General features: G+C 41.0%; 16 protein-coding genes and 1 tRNA gene. 10 read left to right on the top strand and 7 right to left on the bottom strand.

Annotated elements, in window-relative coordinates; all coding sequences use genetic code 11:
• Positions 1 to 21 precede the first annotated feature (21 nt).
• From BMY70_RS17625 to BMY70_RS17605, 5 genes are all read left to right on the top strand, one after another.
• Positions 22 to 648, top strand: a complete 627-nt coding sequence (locus BMY70_RS17625) for a TetR/AcrR family transcriptional regulator (protein ID WP_229209662.1) — start codon at positions 22 to 24, stop codon at positions 646 to 648.
• Complete coding sequence (locus BMY70_RS17620) at positions 638 to 2,002, top strand: TolC family protein (protein WP_090337453.1); 1,365 nt, start codon at positions 638 to 640, stop codon at positions 2,000 to 2,002. The genes BMY70_RS17625 and BMY70_RS17620 overlap by 11 nt, the downstream gene beginning before the upstream one ends.
• Before the next feature lie 93 nt (positions 2,003 to 2,095).
• Positions 2,096 to 3,229: an efflux RND transporter periplasmic adaptor subunit gene (locus BMY70_RS17615; protein ID WP_090337451.1), complete on the top strand. Its 1,134-nt coding sequence runs from the start codon at positions 2,096 to 2,098 to the stop codon at positions 3,227 to 3,229.
• A gap of 24 nt (positions 3,230 to 3,253) precedes the next feature.
• Positions 3,254 to 6,685 (top strand): efflux RND transporter permease subunit, encoded by a 3,432-nt coding sequence (locus tag BMY70_RS17610; protein WP_090337449.1) that lies wholly within the window; start codon positions 3,254 to 3,256, stop codon positions 6,683 to 6,685.
• A gap of 144 nt (positions 6,686 to 6,829) precedes the next feature.
• Positions 6,830 to 6,903, top strand: a tRNA-Pro gene (locus BMY70_RS17605).
• Positions 6,904 to 7,379: 476 nt separating this feature from the next.
• Here the strand turns inward: BMY70_RS17605 and BMY70_RS17595 are convergent.
• Entirely contained in the window at positions 7,380 to 11,180 is a 3,801-nt protein-coding gene (locus tag BMY70_RS17595) for an nSTAND3 domain-containing NTPase (protein WP_090337444.1), read from the bottom strand.
• A gap of 923 nt (positions 11,181 to 12,103) precedes the next feature.
• Between BMY70_RS17595 and BMY70_RS17585 the strand changes: the two genes are divergently transcribed.
• Both BMY70_RS17585 and BMY70_RS17580 read left to right on the top strand, forming a co-directional pair.
• Positions 12,104 to 13,114 (top strand): AAA family ATPase, encoded by a 1,011-nt coding sequence (locus BMY70_RS17585; RefSeq protein WP_090337439.1) that lies wholly within the window; start codon positions 12,104 to 12,106, stop codon positions 13,112 to 13,114.
• Positions 13,115 to 15,589, top strand: coding sequence for a S8 family peptidase (locus BMY70_RS17580; protein ID WP_090337436.1), 2,475 nt, complete (start codon positions 13,115 to 13,117; stop codon positions 15,587 to 15,589).
• Between the two features lie 547 nt (positions 15,590 to 16,136).
• On the opposite strand, the gene rhuM is transcribed toward BMY70_RS17580, so the two are convergent.
• Both rhuM and BMY70_RS17570 read right to left on the bottom strand, forming a co-directional pair.
• Positions 16,137 to 16,238, bottom strand: coding sequence for a RhuM family protein (gene rhuM / locus BMY70_RS31330; RefSeq protein WP_229209661.1), 102 nt, complete (start codon positions 16,236 to 16,238; stop codon positions 16,137 to 16,139).
• A 303-nt stretch (positions 16,239 to 16,541) separates the two neighbouring features.
• Positions 16,542 to 17,507 (bottom strand): hypothetical protein, encoded by a 966-nt coding sequence (locus tag BMY70_RS17570; RefSeq protein WP_090337433.1) that lies wholly within the window; start codon positions 17,505 to 17,507, stop codon positions 16,542 to 16,544.
• A gap of 154 nt (positions 17,508 to 17,661) precedes the next feature.
• Here BMY70_RS17570 and BMY70_RS17565 point away from each other — a divergent pair, with 154 nt between their 5' ends.
• The 3 genes from BMY70_RS17565 (at position 17,662) to BMY70_RS17555 (ending at position 19,095) form a co-directional block, all read left to right on the top strand.
• Complete coding sequence (locus tag BMY70_RS17565) at positions 17,662 to 18,090, top strand: helix-turn-helix domain-containing protein (RefSeq protein WP_090337834.1); 429 nt, start codon at positions 17,662 to 17,664, stop codon at positions 18,088 to 18,090.
• Between the two features lie 338 nt (positions 18,091 to 18,428).
• A complete protein-coding gene (locus BMY70_RS17560) occupies positions 18,429 to 18,839 on the top strand; it encodes a MerR family transcriptional regulator (RefSeq protein WP_090337431.1) in 411 nt (136 codons plus the stop codon).
• Between the two features lie 97 nt (positions 18,840 to 18,936).
• Complete coding sequence (locus tag BMY70_RS17555; RefSeq protein ID WP_090337428.1) at positions 18,937 to 19,095, top strand: helix-turn-helix domain-containing protein; 159 nt, start codon at positions 18,937 to 18,939, stop codon at positions 19,093 to 19,095.
• A gap of 228 nt (positions 19,096 to 19,323) precedes the next feature.
• Here BMY70_RS17555 and BMY70_RS17550 read toward each other — a convergent pair whose 3' ends face one another.
• The 4 genes from BMY70_RS17550 to BMY70_RS17535 all read right to left on the bottom strand — a co-directional run bounded on the left by BMY70_RS17550 (position 19,324) and on the right by BMY70_RS17535 (position 22,265).
• The gene (locus tag BMY70_RS17550; protein ID WP_090337426.1) at positions 19,324 to 19,908 is read right to left on the bottom strand and encodes a hypothetical protein; all 585 of its coding nucleotides are present in this window, start codon (positions 19,906 to 19,908) and stop codon (positions 19,324 to 19,326) included.
• Positions 19,905 to 20,846 (bottom strand): relaxase/mobilization nuclease domain-containing protein, encoded by a 942-nt coding sequence (locus tag BMY70_RS17545; RefSeq protein ID WP_090337424.1) that lies wholly within the window; start codon positions 20,844 to 20,846, stop codon positions 19,905 to 19,907. The genes BMY70_RS17550 and BMY70_RS17545 overlap by 4 nt, the downstream gene beginning before the upstream one ends.
• Positions 20,836 to 21,213, bottom strand: coding sequence for a MobC family plasmid mobilization relaxosome protein (locus BMY70_RS17540; RefSeq protein ID WP_177197056.1), 378 nt, complete (start codon positions 21,211 to 21,213; stop codon positions 20,836 to 20,838). Before BMY70_RS17540 ends, BMY70_RS17545 begins: the two co-directional genes overlap by 11 nt.
• A 122-nt stretch (positions 21,214 to 21,335) precedes the next feature.
• Complete coding sequence (locus BMY70_RS17535; RefSeq protein ID WP_090337419.1) at positions 21,336 to 22,265, bottom strand: DUF8464 domain-containing protein; 930 nt, start codon at positions 22,263 to 22,265, stop codon at positions 21,336 to 21,338.
• Between the last annotated feature and the right edge of the window lie 188 nt (positions 22,266 to 22,453).

Genomic DNA, 22,453 nt, shown 5'->3' with positions numbered 1-22,453 from the left:
GGAAAATTTCAACTTTACCCTGTGAAAGAAAGAATTATAAAAGAAGCATTTAACCTCTTTTGGCGCTATGGCATCAAAAGTGTTACGATGGATGACATCGCGAAAGAGCTTGGCATATCCAAACGAACCATTTATCAGCACTATCCTGACAAGGATGCTATTGTTATTCTGGCCGTTCAGCAAGAGCTGGAAGTTCAGAAATGCCAGATGGAGAAGATGGATGAAGACAGACTGAATCCGATCGAGCAAATGATCCAGGCTGCCGATTATATGCGAATTTCTTTGGCTCACATGAATCCGGTGCTTTTTAACGACTTAAAAAAATACCACCCGATGGCGTGGGACCTTTTTCATAAGTATAAGCATCAGTATGTTTTAAAGAGTATCCGCGAAAATCTGAATGAAGGGATCCGTATGGGGCTGTATCGAAAAAGTATCGATATCGATATGCTCTCTCTTCTCAGGATTGAACAGGTGGAAATGGCTTTCGACCCAACCATTTTTCCCGCGGACCGTTTCAATATGATGAACGTTCAGATGGAATTCGTACACCATTTTTTACGTGGCATATTGACCGAACCAGGGTTCGAATACTATACTAAATATTCAGAAGAATCAGCAACACAAGCAAACACCCATGAAAAATGACCAATCCATTCGCAGCGGACTAGTAGCGCTCGCGATGTTTTTAAGCATAATTTCTGTTAAAGCGCAGGAGGGCAGTTTTACGTTAAAGGAAGCTGTCGATTATGCGATAAAACATAACATTAACATCAAAACTTCACAACTCGACGCCGTCTCTGCCGAGGCAAGAATTGGTGAGATCAGAGCTGCCGGTCTGCCCCAGGTGGCCGCCAACCTGAATTTAAGCGACAACGTAATCATTCAGCGCGTATTTCTTCCCGCCAACTTTGCCGACCCGAATGCATCACCGGATGCAGCACCCGTGGCCGTTCAGTTCGGGGTAAAATATTCAGGAAGTGCAGCCGCAACTTTAAACCAGCTAATATTCAGCGGTTCCTATTTTATTGGTTTGCGTGCAGCAACGACCTATCGGGAACTTGCGAGCAAAAACGTAACGCAATCAAAAGTGACAGTTGCTGAAGCGGTTACCAAAGCATATTATTCAGCACAAGTTGCAGTTGAGCGCGCAAAAGTTCTGGATTTTAATATCGGCCGGGTTGACTCATTGAAACGCGAAACTGAGATTATGAACAAAAGCGGTTTTGTAGAACTTTTAGATGTCAACCGTTTAGAAGTTCAGATCAATAATTTAGTTACTGAACGTCAGAAAGTTCAGAACCTGATTGAACTAAGTTATACACTTTTAAAATATCAGATGGGTATGCCGCTTTCCGAAACGATTGTTTTGGAAGATAAAGTGGAAGACCTGAGCGCCGAAACGATGAAGTCTGAATTTTCAGAAACTGCGGTTAATTACAATCACCGGATTGAATATTCTTTGCTCGATACCCAATTGAAACTGGCAGGACTCGATCTGAAAAATATTCGCAGTGGTTATTTGCCCACTGTTTCCGCCTCTTTCGGATATGGACATAATAACGGTAGAAATACACTTCCTGACTTATTCGGGACACAATGGTTCAACAATTCTGTATTGGCACTGAACGTAAATATTCCAATTTTTGACGGTTTCACGAAGAAATACCAGGTTCAGCAAAAGAAAGTTGCACTTGACAAAGTGAAATTAAGTCAGACTCTTCTTGAACAATCAATCGATCTGGAATCCAGACAGGCAGCCATCAATATCAAAAATGCTTTTGCGACTTTGGAAACACAACGCAGAAATGTTGATCTGGCTCAGGAAATCGTGCGCGTTTCCAAAATCAAATACAAAGAGGGCGTTGGATCCAATATCGAAGTAATCAACGCGGAGTCATCTTTTAAAGAAGCGCAAACAAATTATTTCTCGGCACTCTACGATGTTCTTATTGCAAAAGTTGATCTCAGCAAAGCAAAAGGGGAATTATATAATGAATAATGCCGGTGCGCCGGAACACTGCAGTTGGTCATGCTTTGTGACTAACTATTAAAATACACTACAATAAATTTGAAACAGACACTTACCTATATCATGAAAACACATATTTTATCAATCACAATCGCTGCTGCTTTGCTGGCTTCTTGCTCAGGAGAGAAAAAGGACGGATTGGCTGGAAAAAAGGAAGAGCTGACCAAGCTTAAAACAGAACAAAGCGAAACAGACAAAAAAATAAAAGCACTTGAATCAGAAATAGCAAAACTTGACACGACGAAAAGAGCTGAAACCAATATAAAAGTAGTTACCGTAAAACCGCTTGAAGTCGGTACATTAAGTCATTACGTTGAATTGCAAGGCTCAATTGATGCAAAAAACAGTGTAATGGTTACGCCAAAATCCGGCGGGGTGATCACGGCCGTTTATGTGCGTGAAGGCGACCAGGTAAAGGCTGGAACTGCGATGGCGAAAGTGGATGACAGTATTTTGCGTGAAAGTATTGAGGAGGTAAAAACGCAGCTTAATTTGGCAAACACGATTTACACCAAACAGAAAAATCTTTGGGATCAGAAAATTGGTACAGAAGTACAGTTTTTACAAGCTGAAAATAACAAACAAGGTTTGGAAAGGAAACTTTCTACATTAAATACGCAGCTCTCGCAATCCAGAGTTTCTGCTCCTATTTCGGGTATAGTGGATCAGGTGAATGTAAAAGTGGGTGAAACGGCAGCTCCTGGCGTTGGTCTTTTCCGGGTTGTTAACCTGGGAAATCTGAAAGTTACGGCCAAAGTTTCAGATACCTATGCCGCAAGCGTAAAACGCGGCGACGAGATTTTGATCAGTTTTCCTGATTTGAATAAGGATTATAAAGCAAAAGTCTCTTTCGTCGGAACAACAGTTGATCCGCTGAGCCGCACCTTTACAATAGAGGCCGATCTTCCTTCCAGTCCTGCATTGAAACCAAACATGACCGCGAAAGTCCAGATCAATGACGCGACCAAGAAAAATGCGCTGATCGTTGACCAGAACATTATTCAGGGAACTGAAAAAGGACAGGTTGTTTATGTTGCAGTTAATGAAGGTGGAAAGAAAATCGCTAAATCGAAAATTGTGAAAACAGGTTTGATTTACAACGGAAAAATCGAAATAACGGAAGGCTTACAGGCAGGAGACGAAATTATCACGACCGGATATCAGGAGGTTTCGGACGGACAAACGATTTCGTACTAACATTCACTTTCAGCTAGCATACCCATGAAATTTGAAGATCATAAAACCCTAAGTTTTACCAACTGGTGCGTAGAGAATCGGACGACGATTTACATCTTTACGGTTATCATCACGCTGGCGGGCTTCGTGGTATACAACAACCTGCCGAAAGAGCAGTTTCCGGATATCAAAATACCGCAGATTTATATCAACACGGTCTATTTTGGTACCGCTCCCGCCGATGTGGAGAACACGATTAACAAACCCATTGAAAAACAGTTGAAGTCGATCAATGGTGTAAAACATATTAAATCTAACGCTTTGCAGGACGTTTCGGTAATTCTGGTGGAATTTACGCCGGATGTTGAAGTGTCCGATGCCTTGCAGCGTGTCCGTGATGCAATTGATAAGGCCAAACAGGACTTACCGCAGGAACTGGATTCTGGCCCGACGGCACAGGATGTGAACTTTTCGGAATTCCCGATCATGAACATCAACCTGGCCGGTAATTATTCGCTGAAACAATTGAAGGAATATGCGGAAGATATGCAGGATGCGATTGAAGCCATGCCGGAAATCAGCCGCGTGGATATCGTCGGTGCGCTTAACCGGGAAATCCAGATTAACCTGGATCTGCCGCGTATGCAATCAACCGGACTTACTTTTACAGACATTCAAACGGCCGTTCAAAGTGAAAACATCAACGTTTCAGGTGGTGATTTGAAAGTTGGAAATGTGCGTCGTACCCTTCGTGTGAAAGGTGAATTCCTTGACATGACCCAGCTTGCAAATCTGCGTATCCGTACCGGAACTGGCGCAGTTGTTCGTTTGGGAGATATAGCCGAAGTGACCGACAGTTTTGAAGAGCAACTTGATTTTGCGCGTCTGGATAACAAATCTGTAATCACGCTGAACGTGATTAAAAGAGCCGGATCCAACCTGGTAAAGGCGGCTGATGATATTGAAGTGATCATTGATAAAATGAAGGAATCCGAATTGCCGCAAGGACTGGACATCCGGATCACAGCCGATCAGTCGGAACGTACCCGCGCGGATTTGCATGAATTGATCAATACGGTTATCATTGGTTTTATTTTCGTGGTTTTGGTACTGATGTTCTTCATGGGTATCCGTGATGCGATTTTTATCGGACTTTCCGTACCGCTTTCTGCGCTCGTTGCCTTTGTGTTAATGCCGGTATTAGGACCGGTGATTGGTACTTCTTTCACCTTGAATACCATCGTACTTTTTGCTTTCCTGCTCGGGATTGGTCTCGTGGTGGATGATGCGATTGTGGTTATTGAAAATACCCACCGTTTGTTCAACAATCATAAAGACTGGACGATCCAGCAGGCTGTGAAAGCTGCCGCGGGAGAAGTTTTCGTACCCGTACTTTCCGGTACTTTGACAACAATCGCACCGTTTTTCCCGCTTCTTTTCTGGCCGGGAATTGTCGGGGACTTTATGAAATTTCTGCCGCTGACGCTGATTTTAACACTGATGTCATCACTTTTTGTCGCTTATGTGATTAACCCGGTTTTTGCGGTAACATTCATGGGCCGTCATGAAGATGAAAAAGAAAAACACGACACGAGCATCAAAGCGATCATGCGCCCGATGTTGATTTTGGCAGGTATGGCGCTGGTTGGCTATTTTGTCGATCGCGGTGTGGGTAACTTCTTTGTAATTATCCTCGTACTTTTCGTTTTCAATCATTACATCCTGACGCCGAAAATCCTTGTTCCATTCCAGGATAAATTACTTCCGGCGCTTAAAAATAACTACAAAAAGCTGATCACCTGGCTGATCAAAGGATACCGTCCGGTATTCGCGATCATCTCGATGGTCGTGCTTTTGATCGCTACGTTTATCATTGTCGGTATTGCCAAACCGGAAGTGCAATTCTTCCCGAGCGGTGATCCGGATTATATTTATGTGTACAACAAACTGCCTTCGGGAACGGATGCACTTACGACGGATTCGATTACCAAAGTGATTGAAAAACGTGTGTTCTCAGTTTTGAAAACGGAGAAAGCGATGAATATCGTAAATTCGGTAATTTCCAACGTTGGTAAAAATGCCGGTGACCCAAACAACCCGGACCGCGCCGCTACGCCGCATAAGTCCAAAGTGACGGTGGCTTTTGTGAAAAGTGAATCCCGTGACGGCCGCTCGACGCAGGAATTGCTGACCAAAGTACGTGATGCCGTCGCCGGAATTCCCGGAACTGAAATTTCCGTAGAACGTGAAAGTACCGGCCCTCCTACCGGAAAGCCGATTTCGATTGAAATTTCGGGTGACGACTTTGAGGAATTGCAGGTATTGGAAAAAGATCTTTTGAAACGTGTACAAAACTCCGGTATCGCAGGAATTGACCAGCTGAAATCCGATCTGGTAACGAACAAACCGGAAATCACGATTGATATTGACCGTGAAAAAGCACAGCGTGAAGGGATCAGTTCCTCGCAGATCGCGCTGTCGATCCGGACCGCCCTTTTCGGGCTGGAAGTTTCCAAATTCCGTGATGCGAAAGATGAATATCCGATCATGGTCCGTTTGAAAAAAGACGACCGCCAGCAAATTGAAAAACTGTTGAGTTTGAACATTGTATACCGTGATATGAATTCCGGCGGCGCGCTTCGTCAGGTTCCGATTACCTCCGTAGCCAACATTTCTTACTCAACAACATTCAGTCAGATTAACCGTAAGGATCAGCAACGCATTGTAACACTGAGCTCTGACGTTTTACCTGGATATAATGCAAACGAGGTCGTGGCCCAGATTCAGGAACTGGTAAATGATGTGAAAGTGCCAAGCGGCTATACCGTAAAAATGGGCGGAGAACAGGAAGATCAGGCCGAATCCATGAACTTCTTGACCGGCGCATTTGGTGCAGCGATTTTGCTGATTTATCTGATCCTGGCTACACAGTTTAACTCGGTTGTGAAACCGCTGATCATCTTCTTTACCATCGTGCTTTCGCTGATCGGAGTATTGCTTGGCTTTGTGATTTTTGATAAAACATTCTCCGTGATCATGTCCGGTGTGGGTATTATTGCACTGGCCGGTATTGTGGTGAAAAACGGGATTTTGCTCATTGAATTTATTGATGAACTTCGTGAACGCGGTTACCCGCTACGCAATGCGATCATCGAAGGAGGAGCGATTCGTCTGACGCCTGTATTGCTGACGGCCTCGGCGGCGGTACTTGGTCTGATTCCGCTTGCATTCGGTATCACGCTGGATTTCGTGGCGCTGTTCAGAGATTTCGCCCCGAACCTTACAACAGGGGGAGCAAGTTCCGTATTCTGGAATATCCTGGCCTGGACGATCATCATGGGACTTACCTTCTCAACCATCCTGACGCTTCTGCTCGTTCCGTGTATGTATTACGTCAACGAAAAAGTCCGCGACAAATGGTTCCGTAAAGGCAAACAGGAGGTGATCAACCCAAACTGGCAGAACGAGAGTATTTAAACTTCTTTGTTTAAACGCAGAGTTACGGGAGTTGTGCGCAGAGTTTCACAGAGATAATTGTTAAAATAAAAACTCTGTGAAACTCTGCGTTCAACTCTTTTTACTCTGCGTTTTTTTTATTTGTTTTGCAGCCTTGGAAAATCACGGGATGTGGCGCAGCTCGGTAGCGTGCTTGCATGGGGTGCAAGAGGTCGCAGGTTCAAATCCTGTCATCCCGACACTGGTTATCAGACACTTACAAGTAAACCTGTAAGTGTCTTTTTTGTCTAGTCGAACATCAGTCGAACATTTTTATTAGTATTGTTTTAGGTTTTTTAGGTTTTGTCTCATTTAGGGTAGTTTTTTTTCAGTTTTGTTAGCCGCATGACAGTTATCTCTAGCTAGTGACTATAACAAATCCTGTATGACTGGCGGCTACCAAATTCTCATCAGAAATATTGTTTATCGTAGTTCGGCTATCCAACCTCAGGTCATCAAATCTCATAATCAGTAGGTGCCTGGTTCGATGCCAGGTGGGCCCACTTGAAAACTTCCAATGTTTCTTCCAGATCATTTCCATTGGCTGGCCAGGATACAATATCTCAGCAGTAAATCTCAAATGCCTCCCCTCTGTCATCATCCATTTCAGAAAATGCTTCAAAGTATTTGAATATGTCCTGATGTAAACTGGAGCGCGGAACCTAAGAAAATGGTTTCACTCGCCCAATTCAACAAAATCTCTTCTCATTTCTCGTAACTTATCCTGCTTGGAATATTCAATCTCACGCTCCCATTCTTGAATATATCCAAAATAATCAAGTGGATCGGGCAGCCCCTTGACTAGCTCAATAAGTGATTTTAGGAATGCTATATGTGCCTCAATCTTCGGTACTCGACTTCCTGAGTAAACTCCGTTGGTTTCAAGCCAGTACACCTCTAAAAATTTTGGTTCCTTGTTTATCGTTAAAAAATCCTTCACGAAATGAAGTAATTTATCTCTGAATTGATAGGTAATTATGTTGAGGATCAATCGTATATGTTTGCGGGACTTACAATTCTTAGTAATAAATAAGCTAATATATTTCTCAACGCGATCTGTTAAGACTTTGATATTTCTGTCTATTCTGAAAAGAACTCCCGCTTCTCCTTCAAAGTTTGAGGTAAACGGAAACTTTCTCATGATTGACTCAATGGCAGAATCAACAACTTCTATATAATCAGGTTCTTCCCAAACGAAGCTCAAATCTAGGTCACTGAACCAATAGCTATCCTTCAACTCCTTCCGGGGTAGCCTTTCTAGGAGTTTCAATATAAAACGTTTATCTATTGAGGTGATGGCTTGAATCTCTTTTCCGCCATGATCGTAGCGTGGATCCTTCTCTCGTTGATAATAGAAGATTTCTTGTAAGAGATCAGGTCTGTCTGTAAAATATTTGACACTCAATTCGCAAATCTGATCTTCAAATACCAGATTTTTTCTCTCCAATCTCACTAGCAAATGCTCGACTAAGTAAGTCACAATGTTCGGATTCAACTCTAAATTTTTATCCAGAATCAATGATGTCGATCTGTATACATTGTCGAATCTATCTAAATTTTCAAAGTTGTAAAAATATAATCTCTCATTTGTAACAGATAGAAAATCTATATAATTGATTAAAACTAATTCGTCGATGCAAGTTTCGTCAAAAGATTGATAGTATGAAAGTATCATTTGATCCCTACGAAGGTACTTTTTGTCGTCTATCCGCCTAAATATGTCATTACAAGGCAGTAGTTTCTGTCTTAGAGGGTAGGATATTAGTATACCATAATCCATCTCAAATGAAAATTTATCACTCAATATTAAGTGTAATGCTTTATAATATAACTCGGGTTGTGTTTCTGCTAATGAATGAAATAGGTAATAGATTGCGGTGCCTACCCAATGGTTATTTCCGTTAAGTGTGTTTGTTGATTCAAATATTTTGTTAAAATTATTGATGATATCTCTAACTGATTCAAATGTTGCACCATCCGTTCGTTTTTGAATCGCCTTTTTCAATACCTCGTATCGCTCTACTCCTGGCAAATTTGTATCTCTTATTATTGACTTAAATTCATTTGCAAATTTGAGTATCTCAGAATTTTCGAAATTGTCAAAAATATCGTCTACAGGTTTGTTATGTCTTATGAGAACATCTTTGTAAATAATCGCTATTACACAATGAGAATATTCTTCGATTGACAAATTTGAATTTATAAACTCATCCACCAAAGATTTTTCGGCCTCTGCAATATTCTCATCAAAATGCTTTAATGTTCGTAGATATCCATTGAATGTGTTGAGTACCTTAACCGGGTACTCAGAAAATAGTGAGAATAGCCGTGTAAGGATCAGCACACGGAGCTCAATGAGCTTATCTGTTTTAACTGGCTTAAAGGTGTAGATAACAAAATGCCCGCCTGGTCCTCCCTCGTGTTCACGATACTCGGCTTCTAGAAAGGACCACGCAGCTGACAGGAAGATCCCATCACTTACTTCCTTTTGAACTTTTCCAAAAACTGGTTTACTAAAAGACTCAAAAAGCGAAAACTGCCTTACGTACTCTCTTTTATAATCATAGCGCTTGAAGGACGTATGTTCTACTAAGAATTTTAATGTCTGCGGTATCCGCGAAGGTTGGTGGTGCATCAATTTGATTCCCAAATCGATAGCTTGGGATGTATATGGGGTGTCTGTCCGCCAGAACTTCACCAGGAGGCTGACATAGGGGGGCGTTGATACGAAGTCGTTCACTTCATAATCATATTCTATTGCATCAGTCTGAATCGTGTCACCTGGCAAATGATCTATCCAACTCTTTACAAAGTACAGTGTGTCGATCTCTCGATAAAACCAAAAAATGTCAAAGAATTTATGCAGATTCCCGTTTTGAGATTCTACGACATGTTGAATTTCTATCACATCGCTTTCGAGAGCCGGTTTGAGTTCTTCATATCCAAATGTATTAATAAGGTCGAGAATCGATTTTTCAATTTTGTGCGAATACTTGTCTAGAAATTCACATACCCATGTTGAATACTTAATTGAAGATGTACGGCTATCGACGAATGTTTTATACATTGCATAAACAGCTAAAACTTGATCGCTCACTTTCGCTGTTTCTCGATTGAAAATATCGACCATTTCCGATCTTTCAAGATCTAGTAGATTTTCCCACAATTCATTCCAGTTTAGATCAAATTTTGTTTCTAAAATTTGTCGGGTTGACTCGTCATTTTTATCGAGTATTCCTAAGAAAGATAAAATTCCTAGTGTTTGAAGCTTTGTTGACTTTTCGAATGCTGATACGTCAAGTCTGACATTTTTGAAATATTGATCATAAAGAGAAAAAATATCTTTAAGAATATCAATGTCCATCTTTTGAAGTATGGATGTGATAGCCATTATCGCAATTCTGGTGTTTCCTTTCGAAATAGACACGATTCGATCAATAACCTGTTCGCTGACATAAATGCGGTCGGGTATATGTTTGTCTATTATTTTCCGTAGATCAGATTCATTTTGTGTTAAAATAGTGAGTATTCGATGGGGAACGTTCACCAAGCTTTTTTCCAAGAGATGGCTAATGTAATCCCGAACAGTAACTATGACTTTTATTGACCCGACCTGTTTCTCCTTGATGAACTGGACAAGATAATCGAGGTTTGGAAGCGCTTTGTTTGCATCGTCGAAAATCAATACATATTTGCGTCCCGGTAGAAGAAAGGTTTGGAGATCGTCCCAAATGGGAACTGGACTACTATCGATAACCCTAATTTCATAACCCTGCTCTTTTTCCAAATGTTCTGCAAAATGAACTGCGAATTTTGACTTTCCTATGCCTTGCCCTCCCTTTAATACTAGTAAATCACTAGATGACAGCATTGTAAGCGCCTCATGAATCTCCGCCTGTCTTCCAACAAATGGATTAGTCAAGGCAGGTTGAATGCCACGTTCGGAAATTGCCAGAAAATCCGGCAAAGTGTGAAATGATCCTTGGGTAGTCTTTACACCAGGAATGTACTTATCTGCAAGACCTGGATAATACAGCAAGCGAAACGGAATCTCTTGAATCGAGTATATGACTAGTTCCGCATATGGATTATTTTTTTTAACCAAGTTGTGAAGTTCTTGAATTTCATGTGCTTCAATTTTCTGATTGAATGCAAGTATAACTTTTGTTATCTGCTCGTTTGCGATATCAGTCTCCTTTAAATTGAAGCAGTGAAGAATGTCTTTTCGCAATTTCTTTTGGAAAGTCTCGCCTGTGGCGAGTTTCTCTTGTGTAGTCATCTCACAGAAGACAAATAACCCGTCACTTTCGGCGAAGACGCTGTCAGGGCTACCTTTACTTGTTTTATTCTTACCAGCAACTGACCCCGGCGACGAGATAAACTTGTAGCCTTCTAGGAATAAAAGATGATTCATCATCTTTTGAAATGTAGCTTGATCAATGCCTAATAGGTATTTTTCGATAATGCTTGTAATCATCCTTGTCTTCTTCTCAAGTTTAATGTCAATGTAATAAAAAGTGTATAAACTGGTGTTTGCTGTACCCCTTGTTTTTCGGCCGGGGTGAGAAAAGATAAATTTTCCTCTATAACATTCTGAAGAAGATTATGAAAGTCATTTTGTATCTCAGCATGGGCCAATAGTGGATGATGAAAAGCCCGATATTGAGATTCCGTCATCAAGGCGGACACGTTTAACAACAGCTCGAAGGGATCGTTCAGGTCGCTTGGCTGTGTAAATCGGATACATAAATTTCAAAAATATCGATTCGCTCGGGACACACATATTTAAATAGTTTCACACAGTATAGCTTAACATGTTATCAGTAGCCTCATTCATTGGCCTACCGTGATATATTCTTTTGTAAATATAGCAGTTACCAGAAAATTAAAAATTAACCCACTGATAGATGTACATTGCTTCACAACATTGTAAAAATACATCTAACCAGACCCAACCTCTATCAAAGTTCTCCGGCAAGTTTGTACAAACTGAACCCATTTTCACTGAATGCTGGTTATATTTGAAAGAATCCAAACTAGTCAAATTTACTTAGGAGAGTTTACCACAAACCTCGGCGATGAAACACTTCTGCGAGGCTGAGGCAGTTGTTTCGTCCGCCGCTCTAAGGCCATTTTGACGAAACTGCACTTACAAAAAGTAATAAGGTTATGCCAATTTATCTAGGAAAGTTCTGATGGCGGGGAGGAGTGGATTGAGGGTTTGCTACTCGTATTCAGAAGGTTGATCCACACAATATTGGTGTATGGTCTAGTAAGTAGATTCTTGGCACTATGCAGTTTAGATCAGTATGGTGTAAAATACAAAAGCATACCAATTCATCTAGCATAGGCTTAGTCATTGGACCGAATATTGCCTAACTTTGCATAAATTTGAATTTTATGAGACAGGAGTTGTTGACACGCCTATTTAGAGCAATGGAGGGTGAGCGTACCTCACCGCTTTTAAAGGTAGCATACAGCATTATTGAAGAGGAAAAGAAAAAAGGTCATGAAAGGTTAGCAGATCAATTGACTACAATTCTTTCAAGCAAAGAAGCTTCAAAAGACGTGAGAGCAGAGCGGAGTACACCTAGCCTAAGGCTTGTAAAGGACATTGAATATAAAGTTCCTGTTGATAGAAGATATAAATTACCTCTTGCAAAGCATACCGAACGCGATCATCTACGGCATGAAATGGTCTTATCGGACGAGGTAGGCGCAAAAATATCACGGATTGAGAAAGAGTATCTTGGGCGGGAGCGCCTTGCACATCACGGACTAAAACCTCGACGTAAAATCCTTTTTTACGGGTCATCAGGATGCGGGAAGACAATGGCTGCTGAACGCATTGCATGGGATCTTGGGCTTCCTTTTTATAAAGTACGGTTCGACTCCATTATTTCCTCATACCTCGGAGAGTCTGCGTCGAATCTACAAAGCTTGTTTGAGAGCTTAAGTGACTTTCCATGTGTCTTGTTGCTTGATGAATTTGACATTATTGGTAAGCAGAGAAATAGTTCATCCAATGAGGTTGGTGAAATCCACCGGATTGTGAATGTATTGCTCGGTTTATTGGAAGAATACCAAGGCGAGGGAATATTAGTAGCGACTACAAATCTTGAAAGTAGCCTGGATAAGGCGCTTTTTAGACGATTTGATGACATTATTGAATTTCAAAAGCCGACTGAACTTGAAATCGAGAAACTGTTGAAAATATCCTTCTCTGCATTAAAGCTTAATAAAGAAATAGACTTGAAGATGTACGCGAAGAAAATGGTTGGACATTCGTACGCAATCATCGTGAAAATTGCGAATGACGCCGCCAAGAAGTCTATCATTAGCCTAAGGCCAGAAATATCAAACAAGGATATTGAAAGCGCCTTTATGGAAAATGTAGACCTCACAAAATAAATGGAACAATTCGCTCATCTAAGACTAATCGCAAAACAAACTGGCATAGCCGCAATCCCCGGAGGAGGACAAGAAGCAGAAGAAACCAGAGCAAATAAGGCGGACAGGCAAAGTCACTCAGGCAAGCTACAACGTTGGCTTACAGATACAAAGACAAGTTGGGAAAACGAATTCAAGGAGAGAGAAAAGAATAATCTCGCACCCTTGGACAAGGATGTTGTCACAGTTCTTTTTCAAATCAATCCCGATCTGTTACTCCCCACTTTTGACTTGGAATCCTTCGGCATTGAAATCATTTCAGAAGAAGATGATGGCTTTATAATAGGTGCTGCTTTTGATAATTTTCGATCACTTGAAGAGAAAATAGATGACTTTGTGGCTGCAAAACGTGGCAGCGCGAAGATTGGTGACTTGTGGAAAATCATTGATGGCGATAGAAATCTTTGGCGTGCTGAACATATTCTTTCCGAAGACCTTTTTGCAAGATGGGGCGATATTCAAGACGATGATCAATTCAAACTTGAAGTATCCGTCGCCTTTGCGAAACCGCTAGGTGCACGGCCAGATTCAAGCAAAAGAGGCGGAGATTTCAGATTAGAAGAATATTCTAAAAAACTAGAAGAAAGAGACGAAGCGCTAATGCAACGCGAAGCCCACTTCGACAGCTTTATTTCATTTTACGGTTCAAGGCAAAGCGATATTGTTGGATTAGACGATAGTTTCTGTGCTCAGGTTGAAATTTCCGGAAAGGGGTTAAAAGATCTTGTAGAAAACTACCCATTTGTCTTTGAAGTAATAGAGATAGAGGATACATCGATAGGCGATACTGCAGGCCAAGAAGTAGTTCTAAATGATATTGAAATTCTACCTCCGTCTGATAATGCTCCGATTGTTGGAATAATAGATAGCGGAATAATGGAAGGTCATCGCTATCTAGCTTCGGCTATTGATGCAGAACGTTCAATCTCATATCTTGTCAACAATCCCTCTACCGCCGATCACGTTATTGACGGCGGGCATGGAACAAAAGTTGCAGGTGCGGTCTTGTATCCTAAAGGGTTATCAATCCTGACAGTGCCTTACTCACCCCCCTGTTTTGTTCGAAATCTTCGAATTTTGAATGACAATAACAATTTGGAGGAAAAATATCCAGCAGAACTAATGCAGAGAATTGTCGACGACAATGGTGATTGTTCTTTGTATAATTTGTCGGTTAACTCGACTAGGCCATTTCGGCTGAAACACATGTCATCTTGGGCAGCAACCATTGACAAGTTGACGCATCAAAATAACGTCCTTTTCATTCTCTCCGCAGGAAATGTACCGTTTCCTTCTCTTCGCGAATATCTTCGAACTAATCGGAACTATCCTGCCTATTTAGAAAATCCTTTTTGCCGCATCGCCAATCCTGCTCAGAGTAGTTTTTGCATTTCAGTTGGATCAATTGATCACGTAGATTTTGACAATCAGGATTGGGGTTCACTGGGAGGTAATGATAAAGTTTCAGGATATTCGAGAATTGGTAGCGGGATCTGGGGACAGATTAAACCCGATTTGGTCGAGTATGGCGGTGGAATTGTTGTGTCCAAAAATGGTTTAATGCAAGTGGTGTCAAATGTAGATACGGCAACAGAATTAGTTCATTCTACGCTTCATGGAGGATCAGCAATTGGAAAGTCTGCGGTCGGTACTTCTTACAGTGCACCTAAGGTTACTCATATTGCGGCAGTGCTCAAAGGGCTTTATCCTGATGAAGGTATTAATTTAATTCGTGCTCTACTAGTACAAGGGGCACGCCTTCCCAATGAATTATTCCATAGTCCAACTCTCCTAGGAATTCGCCAGCTTGGCTACGGCGTGCCATCTATCGATCGTGTTACTAGGAATACAGATTACAGAGCTACATTTTATAGTACCAATAATATTGCTGCAAATGAAGGTCATCTTTATTCTCTAAAACTTCCTGAATCTCTTCGCGATCCAGGAAATGAATATGATGTATTGATCGAAGTTACGCTTGCATATACAGCCAAAGTGCGACGAACCAGGCAACGGCTGAAATCCTATTTAGCAACTTGGCTGGATTGGACTTCGTCGAAATTAGATGAGCGATTTAATGCTTTTTCGGAACGAGCTTTGAAGCCGGACGATGGGTCTCGGCGCGAACGAGCACAAAATGAAGGGGGACAAGCTATACAATGGAAAATTAGGGAGCGTAGTGATTTAGGCGAAGTTTTGGAAATAAATCGTAATCAAGGTAGTCTTCAAAAGGACTGGGTTATCTTGAAATCGTACCAGCTACGTGAAGAATTGTCATTTGCTATCCGCGGGCATAAGGGTTGGGATAAAGATTTTGAGAAAATACCATATGCATTTACAGTTTCAATTGAGGTGCTTGGTGCTGAAATTCCTATTTATGAAGAAATTAGAATAGAGAATGAAGTTGAAGTTGAAAATGAAATTAGAATTAAATGAAAATTTTAACAGCATTTAGTAATAAATCGCTCGACCGACCCTCGATGTGAGTTCCATTGGCCTAATTAAACTTTATCAAGGGGTATAATTTGCTCAAGAATAGCAAATTACATCCTATACAAACTGCTACGGATTGTAGCAGTTTGTATACTCATCTTAAAGAAAGTCACAGAATGCTTCGGATCCCACCAGTTTCGAATAGATAATCCATATCTGGAAACTATTTTCAGAACAATGGTTATTTTGACAACCCCGTTGCTATAACCTTCCAACTATCCTTTAGAAAACAACGTCCCAAATTCAAATAAACAGACTGCGTAATGCTATTCTGTATTCCGGTAAATCTAAATACTCCGCTGCCGGATTGTAATGCCTTTCGGATCTAATTTTTAACTATCGTAATCGTCCAGTATTCAAGAACTTTCGCGAATTGGCGGAGCAATGTCAGATCTGCATTGCCGACTCAGTATCCGGATACCATCCTTTAAGGTCTGCACCTCTTGCTGCTTTTGATTCAGCCGTTTCTCATTAATCGGATAACCCTTGATCAGATAATTTTTAAGCCAAGTGTTGCCCATTGCCGGAATTGAGTGGTTTTGGCTAAATTGAGCCGGTAACCAACAAGTATGATTACATCCAGGTTATACAAAGTGCATTTTTTTTCCGTTAGCTCCAACCTTTTCCAAATTGGAAAAGGTTGGAGCTAAATTTAACTCACTGAATTAATGTATTTTACTATTATCATGATCTACTTAGTATACCTTGTAGACCGCCGTAGTTATCGCAAAATTTGCGATAACTACGGACTTCTCTAACCCACCTTTATCAATACAGTGTTCGCACTTGCACTCTTACCAATTGTCTTGAAATCTCGGCAAATATGTCTGTCAAGTGACTACGATTAAGCCAAACCGATTCCTTTCCAAGTTTTATTTATTTAAGATGGAGTGTATTATCTCTGTTCGATGTGTTGTTCCTCACTGCATCCAATCAGACACAAAGCTTCTGCAAGCTTAACTGAATGTACAAAAACCGGAAGTGCGTCAATCCATACACCCCATTCATGGGCAGGATGTTTGCTTAATGCGAAATCATTGATTTCGATCAAGGCCTTCTTCCACTCTTTCAGGGATTTGTAGTCAAAAAAGGATGTTAGGACTTTTTCTGGATTCAGTATTTCTTCCTTTGTTAACAAGGAGTGAGACATTTCCTGAGTTACGGGAGGCAATTGCGGATCTTCTAATTTGGACTTTATGTCTATATGCCCCAGGTTTTCTCCATTCATAAGATAGGCCACATTGATAATAGACTCAAGTCTTTCAAGATGATGCGAAACACTGTTTGGGCTTCCTTTCTGATAAAAATAATCCTCCGACGTTACTTTCAATATTTCATATAAATTCGTTTTGAAGCTCATAAGTGAAGAATAGTCAAAGAAACTCTGTATAACCTGACAGGGGTCATTTATCCTTTCCCTGTACCAAACTGAGTGGTACTTTAACTTTTTAAGCTTCTTTTTGAGTTTACTCTTTTCAATTTGATCGGTTAACGGAAAATAGTCGGAAGCGCCCATGACGGAGTTTTTGTCTGATACCGAACTTTCGATATTCTCATGGTAGGCATTGTTTTCGGAACTTACGTCTACAACCTTTTCCGCATCAGTATACTGCAATAAGAAAACTGCCTCTATAAAGGGCATCAGGTTTTCAAAAAAATAAAGCTGTTCTCCGGCAGATGCGTCTGCATCCGTGTTATTAGCCGAAACGGAATTGCTTAACATTTGCCAAAGGAAAAACCTGCAATCAGCGATGCTGTGCATCCTGCAAAATTGACGAATGAATTCGGACGGATCGCTAATTTCCTGTGGCGACATCCAAAGCGGGCGAACGTCTGCGTCATCTTCTGAAATGAATCTCATAATGCTGTCAGTTATGATAAACCATTCCGGAAATTGAGCTAAACCCGATTTCTAAAAAATTCTGAAATTGGGAATTTTAGCCAGAAACGACTATTTTAGAACTTTGATAACAATCTATTAGCATTACATTTACGGCATGAGCTCATCATCTGATATGACCAAAAACATACACCAAGGCAGAAATGTGAAGCGTTTCCGGGAAATGATGTCAATAAAGCAGGAGGCACTTGCTTATGAATTGGGTGGTGACTGGACTCAGAAAAGGGTGTCGTTGCTTGAACAGAAAGAAACTATCGAAAAAGATATTTTAGATCAGATTGCCAACATTCTAAAGGTACCGGCAGATGCGATAAAGAACTTTGATGAAGAAACTGCAATATTTAATATTCAAAATAATTACGAGGGCTCTAATGCAAGCACTGGTACAATTGGAATTTTTCAAAATTGCGACATTAACCCTGTAGAAAAACTTTTTCAGGTCTTAGAAGAGAACAAGCTTCTGTACGAACGTCTTCTGAAAGCTGAACAGGATAAAAATGAGTTACTAACCAGAATAGTGGAAGGGAAATTAAATCAAAAATAAGCTTTCATCGGTATTGCAGAAAAACGGTTTTAAAGCCATATTTCCTTAAAAATTCAAAACTGTTTTTAGAAAGCAATGTAAGTTTAGAAATGATACAAAAACTAAACTAATTGAATCGTTAGTTTAGTTTTCCACCCTAAATCTAAACTAAGAAAGTCGTTAGTTTAGATTTAGGAAAAGAAACGTCACTTCGGCTATCAATTAAAAAATCCCTAGAAGTTATTCTCTCCCTCTATTACTATATAACAGCTTTGTTCTTTGTTTGCGAACAAAGAACAAGATATTCCCTGAAATAGATCAAACCAGTATTGAAAAAGCCAACTCGCCGAGAACAAAAAATGGCAAGCGAATCAGTATTCAACTTTTCCGCAGCAGTGGCTAACTACAGGTCAGATATTGTACATATTAAGATGGAAGAGAGTAGCGAAATCTTTAAGATCCCCCTTACAGCACTCAGATTTCTTTCGCAGATTTTATCATGCATGGCAGAAGGAAAGGCAATTTCCCTGACACCGCCTGACTCTGAATTATGTACTCAGGAGGCGGTGGACATCCTGAATGTATCCAAGCTGCATATAATGGGGCTACTTGAAACAGGTGTAATCCCATTGAAGAAAGTTGAAAGCAGTAGAAAAATTCCATTAGAAGTATTACTATCTTATGAAATGGAGCAAAAGCTAGTGAGAAAAAGCAGCCTGGAGTTAATGGCTCATCAAGCCCAAGAATTAAACTTGGGATATGAGTCCTAAAGTTGATACCATGGGTAAAAAAATACTGGACAAATTGTACGCTTTTGCATATAAATTTAAGCATATTGGAATAATTATATGCTTAAACATATAACCAGTGGAAAAATTAGCAGAATTCGTTAAGCGAAAAAGAAAGCAAGTAAAATTGACTCAGGAAGATTTGGCATCCAGAGCCGGGATCGCACTCACGGTAATCCGGAAAATCGAGCAGGATAAAAGAAATCTGAACCTCGAAAAGGTAAATCAGGTACTTTGAATGTTCGGGCACGAGCTAGCCCCTGTAAATAGTAAAGATCTAAACCCGGCTAATCAGCAGCAATCGCCATAAGACAGGCAAGAATACTTTTCACAGATTTGGTAGCCGGTGAGATAAACGCGGCCAAAGCTTAACTTTTCCTGCCAAACACGAACTTTCATAAACTTTTGCTGCCCAACGCGTCCATTTAGATTAATAAAAGGCATTATCGAGCAGCAAAAGCCAAAATCAATCCTTTTTAAGCTTTTTGAGGAGAATCTGAGCATTTTTAGTCTCCTGCTGCTTCTGTTTCAAAAGTGCTTCCGCATCCTTTACTACCAACTCATGCGCTTCCCGTTTTGCTGTCTCCTGTTCTGCCAGCTCCGGATTGTGGTAATATATACTATCAGTCCAGGCAGCAATTTCCGGATTGACCTGCCGGATCATCCGATATTTAACATCCATTGCATGTAGCCGGCTATTTTCGCCGCTGTTTGTGACGGCAATGCCGACACTAATAGCAGATACAATCAATAGAATTGCGGCTGAAATAATAAAACCCCTGGATTGCAGGTCAAAATGATGGTGGTGGCTGACCTGGGATTGCTGCGAAATGGTTTCAATACTCTTTTGTAAACCATTGATTTGAGCAGTTAACAACTGCCCGGATGGCTGTTTCTTTAATTGGGTATTAATTTCAGTCAGCATACTACTGATTCTATCATCCGGCGTGACTTTCTGATTTTTGTTCTGTTCTTCGGCAGCAGAGATTTTCTTAACCAGCTGCGTGAGCACTTCCTCTATTGCGTCGAGTTGTTCTTCTATCTTTTTCATAGTGATTGTCCTTTATACTTTTTTCTTCTTTTTCGTTGTCTGAGCTCATACGAGTCTGTTTGTGAATGCGATTCGACAGGGCTCATTAGATCTTTGAGCAAATTGTCATTGGAATCCAATCTTTTGACAGGTTCCTGGAAGGCAGGTTGTTGACTGTGTATGTCCGGCTTTACTGAGGTTGGCGAGGCAGCCTGGCCAACAATCAACCGTTTCTGATTCTGCCGGATTTTCTCATCCAGTCTGCCGTGGCTCAGGCTTCGGTCGATTTTAGATCCTTTCATTTTTACATCACCTTTACTGAAGCTGATACCCTGGATCTGCTCAGTTCCGGATTTGTATTTCAGTACCAAACCGATTCCTTGCTTTTTCAGAGCTGCTTCCAGTTCGTTCCAGTTTCGCGCCGTTTGGCTGGCAGCCGTAATGGCGTCATACAGTTCATATTTGATCTTATCCACACCAGTCAACTGCAAACGGTTGACCTGGGATTTGTCTTTACCCAGGTAGTAGCCGTATTTCAAGGTCATCTCTTTACAGATCTTTTGATTTCTTCCTCTTTGAAAACGGTCAGAAATTGTTTTGCCCTCGTTGTTGACGCGGTTATAGATTAGATGTACATGCGGATGGTTTTTATCCTTATGTTCGACGAGCAGGTACTGGGTTGAATTGATCTTCATCTTTTGCATATATTCCTTTGCCCGCTGCATCATGATTTCACTCGTTAATTTGTCGGCGTCATTTTTACTCCAACTCAGGGCAACATGGCCGACTGCCCGGCGTAGGTCTGGGTTTAATTTTCGCTGCATATTAAAATCATCAATTGCGGTCTGAACGTTTTCCATTCTGATACCCTCTGCATAGATAAACCTGGCTTCCGGTTTTTGAATAACATACCGGACAACCCCTGCAAAACTGCTGCCGACTGTTACCTTACCGATCATCGTCTTTTAGTTTTTTAAGTACATCATCAATATCAGAAAGCAGCTCCCGGCATTTTTTCTGAACAGATAGTAACCCGTCCGTATGCGCCAGATGTGTAAGTTGATTTAGGTTGTTTGCCATGCCGGCCAGCATTCTCAACAGTCCTGCGTCCTCGGGTTTTAGCCTGGCAATAACCCTGGCTTTTTTAGCAGCCAGCCGAAACCATGCGCTGGGTTTCATACCTGCTTCTCGGGCTTTCGTCTCGATCAGAAACCGTTCGGTTTCCGTCAGCCTGACCATCAGCTGACTTTCGCGTTTGACTTTCTTGGGCGGTCTGCCGCCTTTTGGATTATAAGATTTCTGGTCTCTCTTTTCTGTCTCTTTCATCACACATACCATTATCTGTTACAAACCTTTTGCGACCAGCGGGAGAAAAAGGCAAGTTGAGTCACGTGGGAGCGGGACGGGTTTTTGCGAAGCGAAAACACAAACTTGCTCCCTAAAGACACTTATATGCCAAGTCCCCTAGACTTTTTCAAATCCTTGCGTTGGCTTTGCTCCTGCTGCCTCGTGTCTTGGTCTAATAAATATTCGTTGAGATCTTTGAACTTCTGATACGTACCTGATGAATCGATGGTGTTCAGACCAGATGCTTCAAATTTTCCCAAAGCCTTTCTGCCTGCGTTATCATGGTCCAAATATAGAAACACATTTTTGTAATCTTTCAAAATCTCCATACTGCGATCCACGAAACTAACAGAGTTCAGGATCAGAAAATCACTACGGATCGGCTCTTCTTTCCTCAGCGTCAGAAGGGATAAAAAATCCATGAACCCCTCTATTACACAAACCGACTGGTTGCCATTTTCGATGTGGCTGATATCCTTGGGAGAAGAGGAGCCTTTGAAGTACTGACTGCGAAGTTCGTACCCACCGGAGTTGTTTTTGAAGCCTGCTGCAAAGTAGCTTTTGCCTCCGATGTGGTAATAAACTTCCTGGCAATATTGTCGGGCAATTTCAGGAGCAATCCCTCTTGACTTGATATAATCCGTGATCGCAGGATTGTTACCCAATGGCTGAACATGCATAATTTTTATTGGCGAAAAGTCCGCATTCTGGGTAACGCTATTCAGTATATGTAATGGTCGCTTAAAAACCGGTTGCTGTTGAAATAAAAAAGAATCGAATTCAAGCTTTGATAATAATTCTTTCACATCACATTTAAACAGCTGGCATCCCAGATCAATAATATCTCCGCCAATGCCACTTCCATGATCATAAAACAGGTTGAGCTCGGAGTTAACTTTAAAAGAGGCTGTATTTTCCTGACGCAATGGAGACAGATACCAATGATCCTTTCCACGAATGTATTCAGGCAGGATATGATTACTTTTCAGGAACTCTACAATAGATATCTCTTTGGCTTGCTGGCAAGTCATAATTAAAGGAGTTAAAATGTTGAAAAACTGATGATTTGATGCGCCAAACGCTTATCTTGTTCTATTTCAATAGCTTAGCTAATCATCAAAGTGTCATCAAAAAGCATCGAATTCTGCATCATGGTTTTAGGCTTGATGCGCTGCTGATGCGATTTTGATGCGCCATAATTTATTGATTATTAATATAT

Source organism: Dyadobacter koreensis (genome assembly GCF_900108855.1).
Lineage (GTDB): Bacteria > Bacteroidota > Bacteroidia > Cytophagales > Spirosomataceae > Dyadobacter > Dyadobacter koreensis.
The sequence above is the reverse complement of the archived record's forward strand: the minus strand, read 5'-3'. Positions and strand labels throughout refer to the sequence as shown.